At 35.3% G+C, this 18,940-nt stretch carries 20 protein-coding genes; 14 read left to right on the top strand and 6 right to left on the bottom strand.

The features are described from left to right. The first annotated feature begins 83 nt into the window (after positions 1-83). Positions 84-956 carry a pirin family protein gene (locus BK054_RS02705; RefSeq protein ID WP_006266945.1) on the top strand — a complete coding sequence of 291 codons (873 nt, stop codon included), beginning with the start codon at positions 84-86 and terminating at the stop codon, positions 954-956. A gap of 185 nt (positions 957-1,141) precedes the next feature. Next, complete coding sequence (locus BK054_RS02700) at positions 1,142-1,687, top strand: hypothetical protein (RefSeq protein ID WP_006266946.1); 546 nt, start codon at positions 1,142-1,144, stop codon at positions 1,685-1,687. Between the two features lie 59 nt (positions 1,688-1,746). On the opposite strand, the gene BK054_RS02695 is transcribed toward BK054_RS02700, so the two are convergent. The 3 genes from BK054_RS02695 to BK054_RS02685 all read right to left on the bottom strand — a co-directional run bounded on the left by BK054_RS02695 (position 1,747) and on the right by BK054_RS02685 (position 4,925). Next, positions 1,747-2,283: a DinB family protein gene (locus tag BK054_RS02695; RefSeq protein WP_006266947.1), complete on the bottom strand. Its 537-nt coding sequence runs from the start codon at positions 2,281-2,283 to the stop codon at positions 1,747-1,749. A 34-nt stretch (positions 2,284-2,317) separates the two neighbouring features. Beyond that, positions 2,318-2,830 (bottom strand): Crp/Fnr family transcriptional regulator, encoded by a 513-nt coding sequence (locus BK054_RS02690; protein WP_051009450.1) that lies wholly within the window; start codon positions 2,828-2,830, stop codon positions 2,318-2,320. Positions 2,831-2,897: 67 nt separating this feature from the next. After that, complete coding sequence (locus BK054_RS02685) at positions 2,898-4,925, bottom strand: M3 family metallopeptidase (RefSeq protein WP_006266949.1); 2,028 nt, start codon at positions 4,923-4,925, stop codon at positions 2,898-2,900. A gap of 157 nt (positions 4,926-5,082) precedes the next feature. Between BK054_RS02685 and BK054_RS02680 the strand changes: the two genes are divergently transcribed. Together BK054_RS02680 and BK054_RS02675 are read left to right on the top strand one after the other, a co-directional pair. Then, positions 5,083-6,159 (top strand): hypothetical protein, encoded by a 1,077-nt coding sequence (locus BK054_RS02680; protein WP_006259527.1) that lies wholly within the window; start codon positions 5,083-5,085, stop codon positions 6,157-6,159. A gap of 106 nt (positions 6,160-6,265) precedes the next feature. Beyond that, positions 6,266-7,330, top strand: a complete 1,065-nt coding sequence (locus BK054_RS02675; RefSeq protein WP_006264725.1) for a hypothetical protein — start codon at positions 6,266-6,268, stop codon at positions 7,328-7,330. A gap of 272 nt (positions 7,331-7,602) precedes the next feature. Here BK054_RS02675 and BK054_RS02670 read toward each other — a convergent pair whose 3' ends face one another. The 3 genes from BK054_RS02670 to BK054_RS02660 form a co-directional block, all read right to left on the bottom strand. After that, complete coding sequence (locus BK054_RS02670) at positions 7,603-7,971, bottom strand: four helix bundle protein (protein ID WP_006266950.1); 369 nt, start codon at positions 7,969-7,971, stop codon at positions 7,603-7,605. 112 nt (positions 7,972-8,083) lie between these two features. Beyond that, positions 8,084-8,563: a 5-(carboxyamino)imidazole ribonucleotide mutase gene (purE, locus tag BK054_RS02665; protein ID WP_006266951.1), complete on the bottom strand. Its 480-nt coding sequence runs from the start codon at positions 8,561-8,563 to the stop codon at positions 8,084-8,086. A gap of 5 nt (positions 8,564-8,568) precedes the next feature. Next, complete coding sequence (locus BK054_RS02660) at positions 8,569-9,723, bottom strand: 5-(carboxyamino)imidazole ribonucleotide synthase (RefSeq protein ID WP_006262083.1); 1,155 nt, start codon at positions 9,721-9,723, stop codon at positions 8,569-8,571. A 1,022-nt stretch (positions 9,724-10,745) separates the two neighbouring features. Between BK054_RS02660 and hpt the strand changes: the two genes are divergently transcribed. From hpt to mnhG, 10 genes are all read left to right on the top strand, one after another. After that, positions 10,746-11,279, top strand: coding sequence for a hypoxanthine phosphoribosyltransferase (gene hpt, locus BK054_RS18545; protein ID WP_006259520.1), 534 nt, complete (start codon positions 10,746-10,748; stop codon positions 11,277-11,279). Between the two features lie 30 nt (positions 11,280-11,309). After that, positions 11,310-11,885, top strand: coding sequence for an adenylate kinase (locus BK054_RS18540; protein WP_006259519.1), 576 nt, complete (start codon positions 11,310-11,312; stop codon positions 11,883-11,885). Between the two features lie 88 nt (positions 11,886-11,973). After that, complete coding sequence (gene obgE / locus BK054_RS02640; RefSeq protein ID WP_006266952.1) at positions 11,974-12,975, top strand: GTPase ObgE; 1,002 nt, start codon at positions 11,974-11,976, stop codon at positions 12,973-12,975. 163 nt (positions 12,976-13,138) lie between these two features. Beyond that, positions 13,139-15,445, top strand: a complete 2,307-nt coding sequence (gene mbhE, locus BK054_RS02635) for a hydrogen gas-evolving membrane-bound hydrogenase subunit E (RefSeq protein WP_006266953.1) — start codon at positions 13,139-13,141, stop codon at positions 15,443-15,445. Next, the gene (locus BK054_RS02630; RefSeq protein ID WP_006259516.1) at positions 15,435-15,878 is read left to right on the top strand and encodes a Na+/H+ antiporter subunit B; all 444 of its coding nucleotides are present in this window, start codon (positions 15,435-15,437) and stop codon (positions 15,876-15,878) included. Before mbhE ends, BK054_RS02630 begins: the two co-directional genes overlap by 11 nt. Positions 15,879-15,889: 11 nt before the next feature. Then, a complete protein-coding gene (locus BK054_RS02625) occupies positions 15,890-16,243 on the top strand; it encodes a Na+/H+ antiporter subunit C (protein WP_006259515.1) in 354 nt (117 codons plus the stop codon). Further along, a complete protein-coding gene (locus BK054_RS02620; protein ID WP_006264730.1) occupies positions 16,240-17,751 on the top strand; it encodes a proton-conducting transporter membrane subunit in 1,512 nt (503 codons plus the stop codon). Before BK054_RS02625 ends, BK054_RS02620 begins: the two co-directional genes overlap by 4 nt. Positions 17,752-17,758: 7 nt before the next feature. Further along, positions 17,759-18,241, top strand: a complete 483-nt coding sequence (locus BK054_RS02615; protein WP_006262079.1) for a Na+/H+ antiporter subunit E — start codon at positions 17,759-17,761, stop codon at positions 18,239-18,241. Next, on the top strand, positions 18,238-18,513 hold the full coding sequence (locus BK054_RS02610) for a cation:proton antiporter (RefSeq protein WP_006259512.1): 276 nt from the start codon (positions 18,238-18,240) through the stop codon (positions 18,511-18,513). The genes BK054_RS02615 and BK054_RS02610 overlap by 4 nt, the downstream gene beginning before the upstream one ends. Continuing rightward, the gene (mnhG, locus tag BK054_RS02605; RefSeq protein ID WP_006259511.1) at positions 18,506-18,907 is read left to right on the top strand and encodes a monovalent cation/H(+) antiporter subunit G; all 402 of its coding nucleotides are present in this window, start codon (positions 18,506-18,508) and stop codon (positions 18,905-18,907) included. Before BK054_RS02610 ends, mnhG begins: the two co-directional genes overlap by 8 nt. Positions 18,908-18,940 lie beyond the last annotated feature (33 nt).

Below are 18,940 nucleotides of genomic sequence, written 5' to 3'. Positions count from 1 at the left end.
TTTATGAGGCATACTTCTTGTTGTAGGTTAAGTGTTTAAAGGTGGATGAGGTTGTAAATTTGTAATATAAAAAACAAAGAGATATGAAAACAAGAAATATTAAACAAGTAGTAAAACCACAACCAGCACACTTTGTAGGAGATGGTTTTAGAGTGCACAACTTTATTCCAAGTATGCCTAATATGAATATGCAACAGATGGATCCTTTCATCATGTTTGATTATAATTCTAAATACACATTTGGGCCTTCAGAAATCCCAAGAGGTGTAGGAGTTCACCCACATAAAGGGTTTGAGACTGTAACGATAGCATATAAAGGACGTGTAGAACATGGAGATAGTAGCGGAGGTGGAGGTATCATAGGGGAAGGTGATGTACAGTGGATGACTGCAGCGTCTGGAGTTTTACACAAAGAGTTTCATGAAACAGAATGGAGTAAAACAGGTGGTGAGTTTCAAATGGTACAGTTATGGGTGAACTTAAAGAGAGAAGATAAGAAAGGACCTGCTAAGTATCAGGCAATAGAACATGATAAAATGGCAAAATATACATTGCCTAATGGGGGAGGGGTAATCGAAGTGATAGCAGGAGACTATAATGGAACTAAAGGAACAGCTTCTACATTCTCGCCTATTCACATGTACAATTTAAAAGCAAAAGTAGGTACAAGTACTAACTTTAGCTTTCCTTCAGGGTACACTACTTTATTGTTAGTATTAGAAGGTGAAGTAAAAGTAAATGGAACAGCAGTAGCTACAGATCATGTGGCGCACATGGAGAGAGAAGGAGAAGAGTTTACGGTAGAAGTTACTAAAGATACTGTAGTCTTAGTAATCTCAGGAGAACCTTTAAATGAACCAATAGCACACTATGGACCATTCGTAATGAATACAACAGATGAGTTGGTACAAGCAGTAGATGACTTTAACTCTGGGAAGTTTGGAGATCTTGCATAATAATAAATTTCATAATAAGTAAGGTGACTATATTTTTATAGTGGTTTTGTTTTGGTGAAGGGAGAGGTATGGATTGCCTCTCCCTTTCTTTATTATAGTGGTAAATGTTAATTTATTAAATCACTATAAATGGCTATTGTATAATTTGTGCTTTAGGTTTTACATTTGTTTTTTAAAACAGAAGTATGAGAAAAATAGGGTTGACATTATTTGCATTAGCTCTTTTAGTAGTTAGTTGTAAAGAGAAAGAAGTGGAGACAGTAGTGATGGAAGAAACGAAGGTGGAGACTACACAAGTACAGACAGAGACAAAAGAATTAAGGTTGGCTGTAGATAATATGGATGCCTATATGGATTCTGAAGATAAGATGATGGTAACTTTAGGAGATGTAGATCAATTGCGTCTTCAAAAGGCAATACAAATCATCGGAAATATGAATGTCATCTATACTGATGATGAGGGAATAGACCATGATAAGACAGATGCAGCTTTCTTAAAAGAAGTAGGAGGTAAAACTTTTAAAGAAGTATGTAAAGTAGCAGAAGGATATCTTAAAGCTGATCAGCAACGCGAGTTTGACCGTATCAATGCAATATTAGGAAGTATAAAGGACCCTAAAGCGGATGCTGATGTCGAGCGTTATAATGAGGCACAACATGACCTTAAAGAAGCGAATAAAATACCTGTTACACTAGATGCTTATACTTATAGTGAAGAGTGTTTTTTATAATGAATAATGTACTTTAAAAGAAAACTCCTATTGTAACAATACAATGGGAGTTTTTGTTTTTATGGCAGTAACTTCTGTATTTGATGAAAGTGTCTATCGTTGTGATACACTACAATGCGCAAGCTATCTCCTACATTGAGCTTGTACCAATTAGAAAACATAGTTACAATCTCTCTATTGATTAGTACTTCTTTTGGCATTTGTTCTATAATATCTTTGAGAGTAATTAAGTTAGCTTCAAAAATGTTAATTACACCTGTAGATATGGTTTTATCTATTGGATTAGTGTGTTTAGGACTTTTAATAGGTTTTTGATTCTCTTTGTATACTAACATATTGGCAAAGTACTTACCTATCACTCCTGATTTAAATAGTAGCTGTTCTCTCTTTTTACCATTCATTGCACTTTTAAATTGAGGTAAGTAAAAATCAAAGTAATAGTTAAGATGTGCAATACACTGTAATATATTCCATGATTCTACTGTTGGTTTATAGTTAAGCTGTTCTGTACTAAGTCTCTTTATGTATTGCAGCTGCTCTAAATGCTTATCTGTAAGCAAGCATAATCCATCTAATACTTGTTGATTAGTCATCATTAATAATTTTATACTACAAAGGTCTAGTAAAGGATTAATCTAAATCTTGATTCAAATCAAGTTTTTTAAGTCGAGATAGAGTTTCAGCTGTCATTCGTAAGTAACGAGCAATATACTTTTGTGGAACTTCTTGAAATAGTAGAGGAGATCGTTTTAAGACTCTTTGATATCGAAGAATAGGAGAATCTGTTAGTAGGTCAATTTCTCTTTCTTGAAACTGAATAATAAGTTTCTTTATTCCTTCCATATCGTTTAGTAATCTAGTTGTTTCTTCAGAAGATAGGACAATAACTTCTGTCTGTCTGATGGCTTGTAAGTAATAGATAGTAGGCTGTTGAGTAATTAAACTGTCTAAAGCACAGATTGTACTTCCTTTATATCCGAAGCGAATAATGCGTTCCTCACTTTGGTCTAAGATATAGAGTTGTATACATCCACTAACGACATAATACAACAATGTATTTACATCACCTGCTTGAAAGAGGTAATCTCCTTTTTTAAGTGTGATATTTTTTGTCTTGTTATTAGTGAAAGGAATTTTGTTCATAGATAATATAATGTAGCTAACAGCTAAACGGTCTACAGCTATTAACTGTAAACCGTCCACCGTTAACCTATAACAATCCCGCTCTTTTTAATAAAGCATCTGGAGTAGGTTCTTGACCTCTGAATTTTTTGTATAATGTCATTGGGTGGTCAGTTCCTCCCTGAGATAATACATATTCTTTAAACTTAGTAGCTACTTCTTTATTGAAGATACCATTGTCTTTGAAGTATGCGAATGCATCAGCATCCAGTACCTCTGCCCATTTATAACTGTAGTATCCAGATGAGTAACCACCTTGGAAGATATGAGAGAATGAAGTACTCATTGCATTCTCTTTTACATCAGGATATTGTTGAGTAGAGGCAAATTGTTTTGTTTCGAAGTCTTTTAGACTCGTGATAGCAGTAGGGTCTTGCCCATGCCATCCCATATCTAATAGACCGAAGCTCAACTGACGTACTGTAGCTATTCCTTCTAAGAAGCTCGCGCTCTCTTTGATCTTTTCTACTAATTCCATAGGGATAGTCTCTCCTGTCTGATAGTGTTTAGCGAATAGCTCTAAAGCTTCTTTCTCATAACACCAGTTCTCCATCACTTGGCTTGGCAATTCTACGAAGTCCCAATACACATTAGTTCCTGATAATGATGGATAAGTTGTATTTGCTAACATGCCGTGTAGTGCATGCCCAAACTCGTGGAATAGAGTAGTCACTTCGTTAAAGGTAAGTAGCGATGGCTTAGTCGCAGTTGGCTTAGTGAAGTTACATACGATAGAGATATGTGGTCTTTCATTGATACCATCTTTGATATATTGGTTTTTGAATGAAGTCATCCATGCACCGTTTCTCTTTCCTTTACGTGGGAAGAAGTCAGTATAGAATACCGCTATGAAGTCCCCTTGTTCGTTCGTTACCTCAAATGTACGTACATCTGCATGATACTTCTCTATAGTCTGTACTTCTGTAAAAACTAATCCGTATAGCTTATTTGCTACTTGGTAAGCACCGTCTAATACATTCTCTAACTGGAAGTATGGTTTAAGTAATTCATCATCTAAGCTAAAGCGCTCTTGTTTTAACTTCTCAGAGTAGTATGAACCATCCCATTTCTCTAACACATCTACTTTGTCTGTTTTTTGAGCAAAAGCAGTTAATTCGGCAAACTCTTTATCTGCAGCAGGCTTAGCCTTTGCTAATAGCTCTTCTAAGAAAGCATTTACCTTATCAGGGCTCTGTGCCATACGCTCTTCTAATACGAAGTGAGCATGTGTAGCATATCCCAATAGATTAGCTCTCTCATGACGTAGGTTTACGATCTTTAAGACATTCGCTTCATTGTTGTGCTCATTATTTTGAAAGGCTTTTTTACCTGAAGCGATAGCCATCTCTTTACGCAACTCACGATTATCAGCATAGGTCATAAAAGGGATATAACTAGGATAGTCTAATGTGAATATCCATCCCTCTTTACCTTCTTGTTCTGCTAAAGCTCTTGCCTCTTCTATAGCGCCTTCAGGAAGACCAGCTAAGTCTTTCTCCTCAGTGATGTGCAGTTGGTATTTATGTGTTTCTGCTAATACGTTTTCTCCAAACTTTAGGGCTGTAGTAGACAGTTCTGCATCTATTGCTCTTAATCTTTCTTTTTTATCTTCTGATAACAATGCACCATTGCGGACAAAGCTTTTATAATTCTTTGTCAATAAGGTTTCTTGTTCTATAGTAAGGTTCAGTGTCTCCTTTTGCTCATAAACTGCTTTTACACGTTTAAATAACTCTTCGTTTAAAGAGATATCATTGCCTAATGCAGATAACATAGGAGCTACCTCTTGTGCTATTTTCTGCATCTCATCGTTGGTCTCTGCAGAGTTCAGGTTAAAGAAGATATTAGACAATACATCTAATTCCATCCCTGAGTAGGCTAATGCCTCTAGTGTATTCTCAAAGGTAGGTGTTGCAACGTTAGCCGTAATAGTGTCTATCTCTGCTTTTGTATCTTGTATTGCTTTTTTGAAAGCAGGTATATAGTCTTCCGTTTTAATTTGAGTAAATGGTGCTGTACCATGAACGGTGTTAAATGGATTGTTCAATGCCGACATATTTTCTAATTTATTTTTATACTATAAAAGTAAGTTTTTTTTAAATAATGGTTAGTTAATAATATTGGAATGTTTTTTGCACTAGGTGTGAATAATCACATATTAATCAATTTTTAAATTAATATGTTTGTTATAATAGATAATTAATCAATATGTTATGATGGAAATATCATCAAAGGATGTAGACATTCTGAGAAGTGAAGTAAATGAAGCTATTAGATTAGGTACATTAACGGATAAGCAACTACAAGTTATCTATGATAATAAGTTGTTTAATATGTTTGTGCCTGAATATTTAGGAGGCCTAGGAGTTAGTTTGATTGAAGCTTTACAGGTGGAAGAACAGTTGGCTAGAATAGATGGTAGTCTAGGGTGGACAGTGACCATGTGTGCTGGTGCTAATATGTTCGTAGGATATTTAGAAAGCTTTCTTGCCAAAATGATTTTCCAAGACCCTAAAGTATGTTTTGGAGGAAGTGGACAGATAGATGGTATCGCTAAGGTATCCAGAGATGGGTATATAGTGAATGGTACTTGGGATTATATCGTCGGATTACCACATTGTACTGTATTGACCTTGAACTGTCATATTGAAGAAAAAGGAGAATTGCTTTATAAGGAAGATGGTTCGCCTTATTTTAAAACGTTTTTCTTCTTTCCTAAGGAGATTAATGTTATTGAAGATTGGCAGTCTGTCGGGTTAAAAGCTACTGCGAGCCACAGCGTCAATATCAAAGACTTTAGGGTAAGTAGTAATCGTGCTTTTGAGATAGATAGTAATCATCCTGTTATCAACGAACAGATCTATCACTATCCCTTTATGTCGTTTGCATTGTTAACCTTGACTGCAAATCATTTGGGCATGCAAGAGCATTTTATGGATGAACTAAGAAAGTACTTTACAGGAGAGTTGTATAATAAATATTTTGAGTTTAAAGATGAATTGTTCTATCAATATGAAGAGAAATTCCTTGAGAGAAGAGCAGCCTTCTATCGATTAGCTCAGTCCTCTAGTGATGAGATAGCATTAAATGGGAAGTTAACAGAGCAGACTACTGCTGATATTGAGAAGATGTGCAAAGGTCTAGTCTATAAAGGACGTAATGCTGTTCTGAAAGTCGTGCCTTATTTAGGTATGGGAGCGATGAATTATACTACAGAGATGAACCGTATCATAGGAGATATTCTCACAGCGAGTCAGTTTAGTTTATTATTACCAGAAAATTTAGAATAGAGAAAAATAGAGCAATTTGAAGAGATCTCATCAGTATTACTGATGAGGTCTTTTTTGTTTAAAGTGTTTTAATGCGGTAGCTTTGTTGTTGACAAAACAACATATTATGAGACAGTATCTAAGTGATGCCGATGTGCAAATACTTAAAGACAATATAACTACAGCAGAACAATTAGGTCATCTAACAACAGAACAACTAGAAGTGCTGTATAGAAACAATTTATTCAACCTATTTGTGCCTAAACAATATAATGGATTAGAACTAGACTTTATAGATGCACTAAGGGTAGAAGAGCAATTAGCTACTATAGATGGGAGTTTAGGATGGACAGTGACGCTATGTGCAGGAGCTAATATGTTTGTAGGCTTTTTAGATCCTAATGAAAGTAATAAAGTCTTTCAAGACGCTAAGGTGTGTTTTGGAGGTAGTGGTAAGGTAAGTGGAGTAGCAAGAGAAGAAGGAGAATATTACCTTATCAATGGGACTTGGGATATCGTTACAGGACTACAGCATTGTACAGTTTTTACAGCGAATTGTCATCTTGAAGTCAATGGGGAATTGCAGTATGATGCAGAAGGAAGACCTGTGTATAAGTCATTTTTCTTTTTGCCTTCTGAAGTAACCACTAAGAACAGTTGGGATACCTTAGGACTAAGAGCTACAGGGAGTCATTCTATCGTGGCAGAAGGATTATGCGTACCTAAATCACGTAGCTTTAGTATCACGAGTGAGGCATGTACTATCGACACCCCACTTTATAAGTTTCCTTTTTATCCGTTTGCGAAGTTTACATTAGCTGTGAATCAGTTGGGAATGCAATACCACTTTCTACAAGAAGTAGAGGTATATTTTAATAAACTCAAAGGAGGTGTTTATGAACAGTTCCAAACAGAATTGTTAGTGAAGCTACAGACAGCATATCACACGCGTAGAGAAGCTTTTTATGATTTAGCATCTACTACATGGCAGAAAGTACAAGAAGGTATTGAACTGACAGAAGAAGAGTGTAATACTATAGATAAACTGTGTAAAGAAGTGGTGTATCAAGGGAGAGATGAGGTGATACAGCATTTACCTTATCTTGGGATGTACGGAGTGAATAATAGCTCTCCTATAAGTAGAATCGTCAGAGATATATTAACAGCATGCCAACACAGCCTGTTTCTTTAATTACGATTTTCAAATTACGAATTACAAATGGTTTGCCTACGGCATCAAGTATGTATATCACTTCTAATAGAAATATAATATTAGGGGGGTACTGTACATATTCAATATTAGATGCCCATGAGTATACTCATCTGTATGTGTTTTTTGAGGGTAATGTAAGATCTCATCTTTACGTTTAATTATTTCAAATTACGAATTACGCTTTGTTGACCTGAAAAATAAATGTAAATGAAGCGTTTTTTATTGAAAAGAATAACTATGAGTTGTAAATATTATTTGGCACTCTCTAGTTTAGCTTTAAGTGATATTTGGATGCTACCTATGAGTTTTAGTAATTCTTCAATATCTTTTAATAAACTGTTTTTTTCTTTAGGTGTAAAGTAATCTGTTTCTGCTAAAAGACGTATCCAGTAATGAGTTTCACGAGCTTCTTTGTAAGCAATAGATAATTTAGAAAGAAAGTCTTTTTCACTTTGCGCACCAATAGTTTCTTCAATGTTAGCACCAATAGAAGTTCCTGAACGAAGTAATTGTTTGCTTAATATGTATTCCTTCTTTTCGGTAGTTAAATGTTGGTAAACTTTAATTATTCTTACAGCGAATTTAAAACTCTTAATCTGTATAATATTGTCTTCTTTCATGCTTAATTAAGCTATAGAGGATTGTTTTATTTAAAGTATTACAACGCTCCTCGTGCTAACTGCGATTACCTACGTAATTCGTAATTAGCTCGAAGAGCGCCGTAATTCGTAATTATTTAATTGACTCTGCTGCTTTAAGCACCGCTTCTCTTAATCCATTTTTATAGTCTACCATCTTATTGCGAAGGTCCTCGTTTTGACTACCTAATATCTGTATCGCTAGAAGACCTGCATTTTTAGCACCATTAAGGGCTACTGTAGCTACAGGTACACCACCAGGCATCTGTAAGATAGATAGTACACTGTCCCATCCATCGATAGAGTTGCTAGATTTAATAGGTACTCCGATCACAGGAAGTGGAGACATAGAAGCTACCATACCAGGTAAGTGTGCTGCTCCTCCTGCTCCTGCGATGATCACATTGATACCACGCTTATGAGCATTAGAAGAGAAGTCTACTAGTTTCTCAGGTGTTCTGTGAGCAGATACGATATCCACTTCTACCTCTACACCAAATTCTTTAATAATATTGATTGCATCTTGCATTACAGGCATATCAGATGTGCTGCCCATTACTACTGCTATTTTCATAAGATTTATTTGCTGATTACTTTAATAGTTTCTTTTACTTGCTGAGCTATTTCTCTAGCTTTAACCATATCGCTATTCACGATTGTTACATGTCCCATTTTTCTAAAAGGACGAGTCTCGCGTTTACCGTAGATATGAGGAGTCACACCTTCTATCGCTAAGATATCTTCCATTCCTTCATAGTACACTTGACCCGTATAGCCTTCAGCACCTACTAAGTTTACCATGATACCAGCCACTTTGCTATCTGTATTCCCTAAAGGCAAATCTAGAATAGCACGGATGTGTTGTTCGAACTGAGAAGTATAGCTTGCCTCTATAGAGTAGTGTCCAGAGTTATGAGGACGAGGAGCCACTTCATTCACTAGTACATCGTCATCTTGCGTTTGGAACATCTCCACAGCCAATAAACCTACATGATTAAATTTTTCAGAAACTTGAAGAGCGATAGCTCTTGCCTTATCTGCTACAGCGCTATCGATACGCGCAGGACAAATCACATATTCTACTTGGTTAGCCTCTGGGTGGAACTCCATTTCTACTACAGGGTATGTTTTGATTTCTCCAGAAGCAGAACGAGCTACGATAACAGCTAATTCATTTTTAAAAGGAACCATCACTTCAGCGATACACTCTACATTAGGTAGTGCATCTAAGTCAGTAATCGTGCGAACTACTTTTACTCCATTACCATCATACCCAAACTGAGCTGACTTCCATACGAATGGCATCGTTACTTCATTAGCTGTAGCTGCTGTTTTTAGAGCTTCTATATCAGAGAATCTCTTATAAGGAGCAGTTGGGATATTATGAGTAGTATAGAAATCTTTTTGATTTCCTTTATTTTGGATTAATCGAAGTGTCTTAGGAGAAGGGAATACTTTAAGCCCTTCTTCTTCTAACTTATCTAGTGCGTCTAAGTTGACATTTTCTATTTCGATCGTTAAGACATCTACTGTTTTACCAAAGCGATAAACAGTTTCAAAATCCATTAAATCCCCTTGGAAGAACTGATGTGCTCCATACTGAGAAGGGGCATCTTTACTAGGGTCTAGTACATTGGTAGCGATGTCAAATTTACGAGTGTCATATAGGAGCATTTTACCTAATTGACCTCCTCCTAATATTCCCAAACGGAAATCAGTAGAAAAGTAATTCATTGTGTAGTTGTATTGTTATTGAGCAAAGATAATTTAAAAATATAAAAGAGTAAGTCTAAAATTCACCTCATGCCTAGTTTGGTTTTATATTTAAGGGTAAGATGTAATGAACATTGATTTTGGAAAGTGCTTATTCTATTTAAAAATGATTTTGAAGAGCTTAGTCTGGTTATCTAGAGTATGTTATTGGATGGAGGTGATATATAATATAGGTGTAAAGATTATAGGGGAAGATGTGTCTTTTTTACCTTTTTGGGAGAGGTGGTCGGCATGTGGTCGGCTAGTGATAGGCATTTGGTCGGCTTAAAAGTACCAAAAATAGCCTATCACTACCCGAGCAGATTGATATCACTTACTGATCAAGGTATATATGAATGGAGAATAGAGGAATAGTTCAAAGGGTATGAATGTATTAATGATGGATTGAGATATTTTTTATGTGGAAGTAAGAGTTTTATCCGCTATATCTAAGTATGACAAGCTATCGTAGAAGAGATAATGAGAGTTTGATAAGAATAGAATTATATTCTCGTAAGAAATAGTGTGAAAAGTTTTTTAAAGAAGTGTTATTTGTATAGTTAATAAAGGAGGTTTTTGTGATTAATTTTTAGTTAATATGTTGTTTGTTTGATGATAGTTGTAGTTTTATGGGGTATTGATTGGTTATTTTTGATTTCAGTATGGTAATAAAATATTAAATAAATATTTTTTAGTTAAAAAAATTAACTTATATTTGGTAGGTTATGAGTTGTGAATTGGCTCATTAAAATTGAAATTACGTTTTAAGTAGTGAAAATAATCTCAACGATAGAACTATAAACTTTGGTTTTAGAGTTAGATTGAATTAGTTTGTTTTAGACGTAGCGTGTAATAGCGCTACGTTTTTTGTTTTTAAAAACAAATGGCCAAAAAGTAAATTATTGAGGTTTATTTTTTGGTTATTTAGGTTAAATCCTTTGCATAGAAACGAATAAACCTGTATTCTTTTTGTATATTTGCAAATTACGAACAACTTCGACACAATGGAAATACAAGTATTGGATAAAGTGTTTGTTCCTTTTATTTCTAGGGAACAGATTGATACTAGATTGCGTGAAATCGCAGAACAAATAGAAATGGATATGAACGGAGATGTTCCTGTATTTATAGGGGTTCTAAACGGTTCGTTTATGGTTATTTCTGATTTGGTGAAGCATTATAAAGGCTCATGTGAAATGAGTTTCGTTAAAATGGCTTCATATATAGGAACTCAATCAACTAATCAAGTTAATCAGTTATTAGGACTTGATATAGATGTTACTGATAGAAGAGTAGTTATTATAGAAGATATCGTAGATACTGGGAATACACTAGTAGCGTTAAAGAAATTATTTGATCAACATAAACCTAGTGAAGTACGTATATGTACGTTATGTTTAAAACCAGAGGCTTATACGAAAGATATTCATTTAGATTATGTAGCTTTTGAGATTGAGAATAAGTTTATCGTAGGATATGGAATGGACTATGATAAGTACGGTAGAAATATACCAGAGATATACCAAATTAAAGAATAAAGATTAGACTAACAGAATAAACAATAAATAATGATTGCAATAGTTTTATTTGGAAAACCAGGTGCTGGGAAAGGTACACAGGCTGAGTTTTTAAAAGAAAAGTATAATTTAACACATATCTCTACAGGAGATGTATTCCGTTTTAACTTAAAAAACGATACTGAGCTAGGTAAACAAGCTAAAGTATATATGGATCAAGGAGAACTAGTTCCGGACAGTGTTACAATTAATATGTTGGCAGAAGAGGTGAGCAAGAATATGGATAAATCAGGATTCTTATTCGATGGTTTTCCTCGTACAATCGCTCAAGCTGAAGCATTAGAAAAACTATTGAATGAGAAAGGAATCACTTTTGCAGGAACTGTAGGTTTAGAGGCTGATGATGATGTATTAGTAGCACGTATCCTAGAGAGAGGTAAGACTAGTGGTAGAGCTGATGATCAAGATGAGGCTAAGATTCGTACACGTTATACAGAGTATAATGAGAAGACAGCTCCTCTTATCGCGTTCTACGAAGCAAAAAATAAATTCTACGCTGTAGATGGAATAGGTTCTATCGAAGAAATTACAGGACGTTTAAGCAAAGTTATAGATACTTTAATATAAGGTACTTTATAACATTCGCTAAAAAATATTACATTTGCCGCCCAATTCCTATTGTATGGTGCAATAAGGACGAAAAAAATTAAAGGAAATGACTGAAGGGAATTTTGTCGATTACGTAAAGATATATGTAGCTTCTGGTAAGGGAGGTAGAGGATCTACACACTTACACAGAGAAAAGTTTATTGAAAAAGGTGGGCCTGATGGTGGTGACGGAGGTCGCGGAGGTCACGTATACATAGTCGGAAACGAAGGCTTATGGACTTTATTTCACCTTAAATTTGCACGTCATATTAAAGCAGGTCACGGTGGTGATGGGGGAAGTTCTAGAAGTACAGGGTCAGATGGAGAAGATAGAATTATCGAGGTGCCATTAGGAACTGTAGTGAAGGACAAAGAGACAGGTGAAGTATTATTCGAGATTACTGAACACGGTGAAAAGAGAATCGTAGCCGAAGGAGGTAAAGGAGGATTAGGTAACTGGCATTTTAGATCATCTACTAACCAGACTCCTAGATATGCGCAACCTGGGTTGCCTAGTGAAGAACTAGATGTGATATTAGAATTAAAAGTATTAGCTGATGTCGGATTAGTAGGATTCCCTAATGCGGGTAAATCTACATTACTATCTGTACTTACTTCAGCTAAACCAAAGATAGCGGATTATCCGTTTACAACACTGAAGCCTAACTTAGGTATCGTGTCGTATAGAGATTTTAAATCTTTTGTGATTGCAGATATTCCTGGTATTATCGAAGGAGCTGCAGAAGGGAAAGGTTTAGGTCATTACTTCTTAAGACATATCGAGAGAAACTCTACTTTGTTATTCATGGTGCCTGCGGATGCTGATGATATTAAAAAAGAGTATGACATCTTAATAGATGAGTTAAGAAGATATAATCCAGAAATGCTGGATAAAGACCGTCTTTTAGTAGTTACTAAGTGTGATATGCTAGATGATGAGTTAAAATCTGAATTAAAAGAACAGCTAGATGCTGAATTAGATGGAGTACCATATATGTTTATCTCTTCTGTGGCTCAACAAGGGCTAATGGAGTTAAAGGATAAATTATGGGAAATGTTGAATAAATAAGATTAAATTAAGGGAATTGCCTTTAATTCCCTATTGGCAGGGTGAAGGTGAGAAAAATGTGGATGTTATTTGTTGTTATACGGCAAGTTATAAGTTAAAATTTATTTTTTTTGTATATATTTACATCAAACTGAAAATATATATTTAGAGAAATAAACAAAATATGCTAACATTAATTTTTCTCACTTTTGTACTTGCTTTCGGAGTGTTATTTCTAAAGAAGTTTGTACAAACTAAATTTGTAGCATTAATATCCCTACTTCCATTTTCAATTTTTTTATATCTATTATCTTTTTTACGTTCTGTAAAAGACGGATTTAATAGTGTCCTATTTAGCACTGAATGGATTCCTTCATTAGGTATCAATTTAGACTTTAAAATAGACGGTCTATCACTTTTGTTTGGATTATTGATTTCTGGAATTGGAACATTGGTATATTTATATGCTTCTTCTTATTTAAGAGGGCATCCTCTGTTACACCGTTTTATTTGCTACCTCACTGTTTTTATGGGAGCAATGTTAGGAGTCGTTACTTCTGACAATCTAATTACCTTGTTTATTTTTTGGGAGCTTACGAGTATAAGTTCTTTCTTCTTGATTGGTTTTAATAATGAAGAAGAAGAATCTAGAACGAGTGCATTATGGGCTTTAGCCATTACAGGGTTAGGAGGATTCTTCTTACTGTCCTTTGGTGTCATAGTAGGAACTATATCCGGAACATATTCTATACACGAGTTATTAGGACAGAGTGATGTGTTAAGAGAGAGTCCTTTCTACTTATTAATTATCATTTTCTTATTCATAGCAGCTTTTACTAAGTCTGCACAATTCCCTTTTCACTTCTGGTTACCAGGAGCGATGAAGGCTCCTACACCTGTATCAGCGTATCTACACTCTGCTACGATGGTGAAGGCAGGTGTATATTTAGTAGCTAGATTCACTCCTATACTAGGAGGTAAGATGGAGTGGAACACAATCTTACTGGTAGTAGGTGGTGTGACGATGCTATTCGGCGCTTTTCACAGTGTCTTTAGAAAAGATATGAAAGGAATATTAGCTTACTCTACTATATCTGCCTTAGGACTATTAATGTTCTTGTTAGGGATAGGTACTCAGATAGCGCTATATGCTATGGCGGTATTCGTATTAGCACACGCATTGTATAAAGCAGCTTTTTTCTTGATTACAGGTATTATAGATCACGCTTTACATACCCGTGATATTAACGAGTTGGGAGGACTGCGTAAGTATTTCCCTCTGTTAAGTGTTGCAGCTGTTGTTGCCGCATTATCATGTGCAGGTATTCCTCTGACTTTTGGGTTTATTGGGAAAGAGTTGATCTATGAGAGTGGACTTCATTATATGGATGAGACTTTAGCGATAATATTAGTAGGTGCCTTATTCTTCACAAATGTGTTTTTGACGGGCTCAGGTTTCTTAATTGGTATAAAACCTTTCTTCGGTAAAGCGACTAAGAATGTCTGTATCTCTCATCAACCTGATTGGGCACTTATAGTTCCTCCTGTAGTATTAGGATTCTTTACCTTACTATTAGGAGTATTACCAGCTATAGCGTATCACGAAATCATCATAGCGACCTTTAGTGCTATTTATGGTTCTGTAGTAGAGATGCCTCTAGCGATATGGCATGGTGTAAATACTAGCCTATTATTAAGTGGATGTACGATCGTGCTGGGTACGATAGTGTATATCATCTTTAAGAGATGGAAGAACCCACTATGTGTGGTAGAGAACTTCGAGAAAGTATCTCCTAAGAATATATTCTCTATCATCGTAGAGTTCTTTAGAGTACTAGCATACCGTTATACTTGGATCTTCCATAATGGATATCTAAGATCTTATCTAGCTGTAATCATCGTTTTCTTTGTGGGACTAGTGGGATATAAGTTGTTTGCAGATGTGCCACTACGTGTGAACACGACAGGGCTGTCTGAGTTTAGAGCTTATGAGTTAGTCGTATTCTTAATTGCGGTAGTAGCAATTGTCTTTGCAATAAATACATCATCAAGATTGACAGCGATAGCTGCTACTGGAGTAGTAGGGTATTGTATCTGTTTAATATTCGTATTCTACGGCGCGCCTGATTTAGGAATGACGCAGTTCGCTATTGATACATTGACTACAGTACTATTTATTTTGGTACTGTTTAAGTTACCTCCATTCTTAAAACTAGGTAATAGGAAGATACAGTTTAGAGATGCAGTTATTTCTATTGCATTCGGTGTTTTGATTTCTATTATTACTTTACAAGCTTTAGTATCTCCAGCAGATAAGGATATCAGTAGATATTATGCAGAAAACGTATATGTGCTAGCTAAAGGTAAGAACGTGGTGAATGTTATTCTAGTTGACTTTAGAGGGTTCGATACCATGATAGAGACGATAGTATTATCTATCGCAGCATTAGGAGTATTCAGTATGTTAAAATATAGAGAAGATGAAGAATAAGACTAAGTACGATATAAAGAAGATGGACTCAACGATATTGAGGACAGCGACTAATTATTTATTGCCTCTGTTATTATTATTCTCTCTTTTTGTATTACTGAGAGGACATTATTTATCAGGAGGAGGTTTTGTTGGAGGATTGATAGCGTCTATAGCATTTGTGTTACACGCTTTTGCTTATACGACTAGAAGAACATTGAGACTGTTTCAGATTCCGCCACGTATGTTGATACCTATAGGCTTGACAATTTCTTTTATAAGTGGTTTTTTGCCTGTGATATTGGGAAGACCTTTTATGACAGGAGTATGGTTCGCAGATAATGTAGCAGTTATAGGCTCAGTGGGGACTGCCTTGTTTTTTGATATTGGAGTCTATTTAGTGGTAGTTGGTGTTGTGCTAACTATATTATTAACTATTTCAGAAAGTGAATAAAAGAGATAAGTATGGAATTACTATTAGTATTATTAGTTGGAATCTTATATTCTGCAGGTATATACTTAATCTTGCGTAGAAGCATGGTTAAGTTACTTTTAGGGTTTATGATGCTAGGTAATGGCGCCAATATATTGATCTTCTTAATGGGAGAGTTAACCAAAGGGAAAGCACCAATCATTAACGGAGAGAGTAAGCATTTTACAGATGTATATGCAGACCCAGTGCCCCAAGCACTAATCTTGACAGCCATAGTTATTAGTTTTGGGTTGACAGCTTTTGCTATTATTCTATTGAAGAAAGTACATGAGACAACAGGAACTGATGATTTAGATTCACTTAATATCCAAGATTTAGATATATGATTTCGAACTTTATATTAGCTCCTATATTAGCACATATGCTGACGGCTATTGTACTGTTGTTCTTCTGGAAGAATGTACAGGCACAGAAGACTGTGAGTGTAATAGGTAACATCATCGGCTTCTTTGTGAGTTTGAGGTTGTTTACCCTAATATGGGAAAATGGAAATATGACTTTACAAATGGGAGGCTGGGAAGCACCATTTGGAATTACCTTCGTAGGTGATATGTTGAGCGCTACGATGGTGATGCTTACTGCTATAGTGTCATTAGCTGTAGGTATATACTCAACGGCTGCGACTAATATTAGCCGTATACGATATGGACACTTCTTTATCTATCACTTCCTAATTATGGGGTTGATGGGAGCCTTTTTGACAGGAGATATATTTAATCTTTATGTGTGGTTTGAAGTAGTGATTATTTCTTCTTTTGTTTTATTGACATTAGGAGGAAAAAAGAGACAGATGGAAGGTGCTGTGAAGTATGTAACAATGAATATGTTAGCTTCGGTAATCTTCTTAACAGCCATCGGGATTCTATATGGAATAACAGGTAGTTTGAATATTGCAGACCTACCTGAACATGTAGCAGCAGTGGAGAATAGAGGATTAGTAACAGTAACCGCATTGTTGTTCTTTGTTGGTTTTGGTATTAAGTCAGCAGTGTTCCCAATGTACTTCTGGTTGCCATCGTCTTATCATACACCACCATCAGCTATCGGTGCTGTGTTTGGAGGATTGTTGACTAAGATGGGAGTGTATTCTATGATAAGAGTATTCACAGTAGTATTCGAACCTGATGATTTTGTATTACAAGTATTTATAGTTATTGCTATTCTTACCATGATAAGTGGAGCACTAGGGGTGATCAATAAGCGTAATATTAGAAGAATATTATCTTACTTTATTGTTTGTCATATAGGGTATCTGATAGCAGGTATTGGTATCTATACAGAGCTAGCTTTTGTAGGAGTAGTGTTCTATCTAATCCACGATGTTATTGTGAAGAGTAACTTCTTTATGATGAGTGGTCTGATACAGAAAATACGTGTAACACAAGATATTTATCGATTAGGAGGGTTCTATAAGGATTACCCTAAGTTGTCTATCGTCTTTGCGATTATCCTATTCTCTCTAGCAGGTATACCACCGTTGTCTGGGTTCTGGCCAAAGATTCTTTTGTTTCAGGAGGCCTTTAAGCAGGAGAGTTATGTGTTATTAGGTACCTTGATATTTGCGAGCTTTATTACTTTATTTATTGTAGCTCGTATTTGGTCAGAAGTGTTTTGGAAAGATTTGCCAAAGCCGAATGCGGAAGAGGTAGACTATTTCGCACCGTTCCATACTAGAGGTAAAATAGCTTTAGTATTACCAGTTATTGGATTAGCTGTAGTATCTCTGTTGATTGGGTTTAATGCTTCTTTTGTATTTAAAGTAGCAGAACGTGTAGCATACGAACTAATGAATCCGTCAATCTATATAGAATCAGTAATGCATCATTTAAAATAAGCAGATTATGTTGAAGTATTTTTTACTTAATTTATTATTGACATTTGTCTGGGTTGCTTTAACAGGACAGTTAAATTATTCTAACTTCATCTTTGGAGGTGCGGCAGGATTCTTTATTTTATGGATGTTAACAAGACGATCTAAGCAAGCAGATAAGGAATACTTTTATCGTGTACCGAAGATTATGATCTTTATTCTCTATTTTATTTATGATATGATGGAGGCTAACTTACGTGTGGCGATAGATGTAATGACACCTAATTATCATACGACACCTGGTATCATTAAGTACAATCTAGATGCTAAGACAGATTTTGAGATTACGATGTTGACCAATATCATTGCCTTAACTCCAGGTACTATGGTGATCGATATTGCGGAAGATAAAAGTTATGTTTATATACATACTATGTATTTGAGAGATAAACACAAGTTTATTAAAAATATGAAAGAGAGAACAGAAACTAAACTATTAGAGATATTGCGATGACAGTAGAAGATTATTTAATATACGTAATTATGCCTATCATCAGCTTGTCTTTAATCTTCATATTTATAAGATTTTTAAAAGGACCAAGCGTGTCGGATAGAGTAGTAGCTCTAGATTTACTGATTACGGTAGGTGTAGGAGTGATCGGGGTGTTTAGCTTGATTGCTAATGACCCAATATTCTTAGATGTAGCAATGATATTGGCATTAATAGCATTCTTGAGTACAGTGGCTTTTGCCTATTATTTATTAAAGAGAAATAGAGATGATTGATATTTTAATAATGATATTAAGTACTGTAGGAGCAGTATTTGTGTTAATAGCTTCCATAGGAATAGTACGTATGCCTGATTTCTATACTAGACTGTCTATTACGATTAAGGCAGCGACTTTAGGTATCGGGTGTATTCTTACAGCGGCAGCTATACATTTTGCAGAATTTTCAACAACGACTAAAGTGTTAGCTATTATATTTTTCTTGTTTATCACTTCTCCTGTTGCAGCATTCTTGATTGCAAGAACGGCTTATATTACAGGGATAAAGCTATGGGATAAGTCTGTAGTAGATGAATTACAGAATCGATATGATAACCATAATAATATCCCTTTAGACGCTTGTAGAGAGGAAAAGTTAACAGCTGATAAACAATCACCAGACAAAGAATAATTACAACAATTGAGGAAGATTTATAGAATTAAA

The sequence above is a fragment of the Myroides sp. ZB35 genome, from assembly GCF_001865835.1.
Taxonomy (GTDB): Bacteria; Bacteroidota; Bacteroidia; order Flavobacteriales; family Flavobacteriaceae; genus Flavobacterium; species Flavobacterium odoratimimum.
Note: the sequence above shows the minus strand (reverse complement) of the source record. Positions and strands in the feature narration are given on the sequence as shown.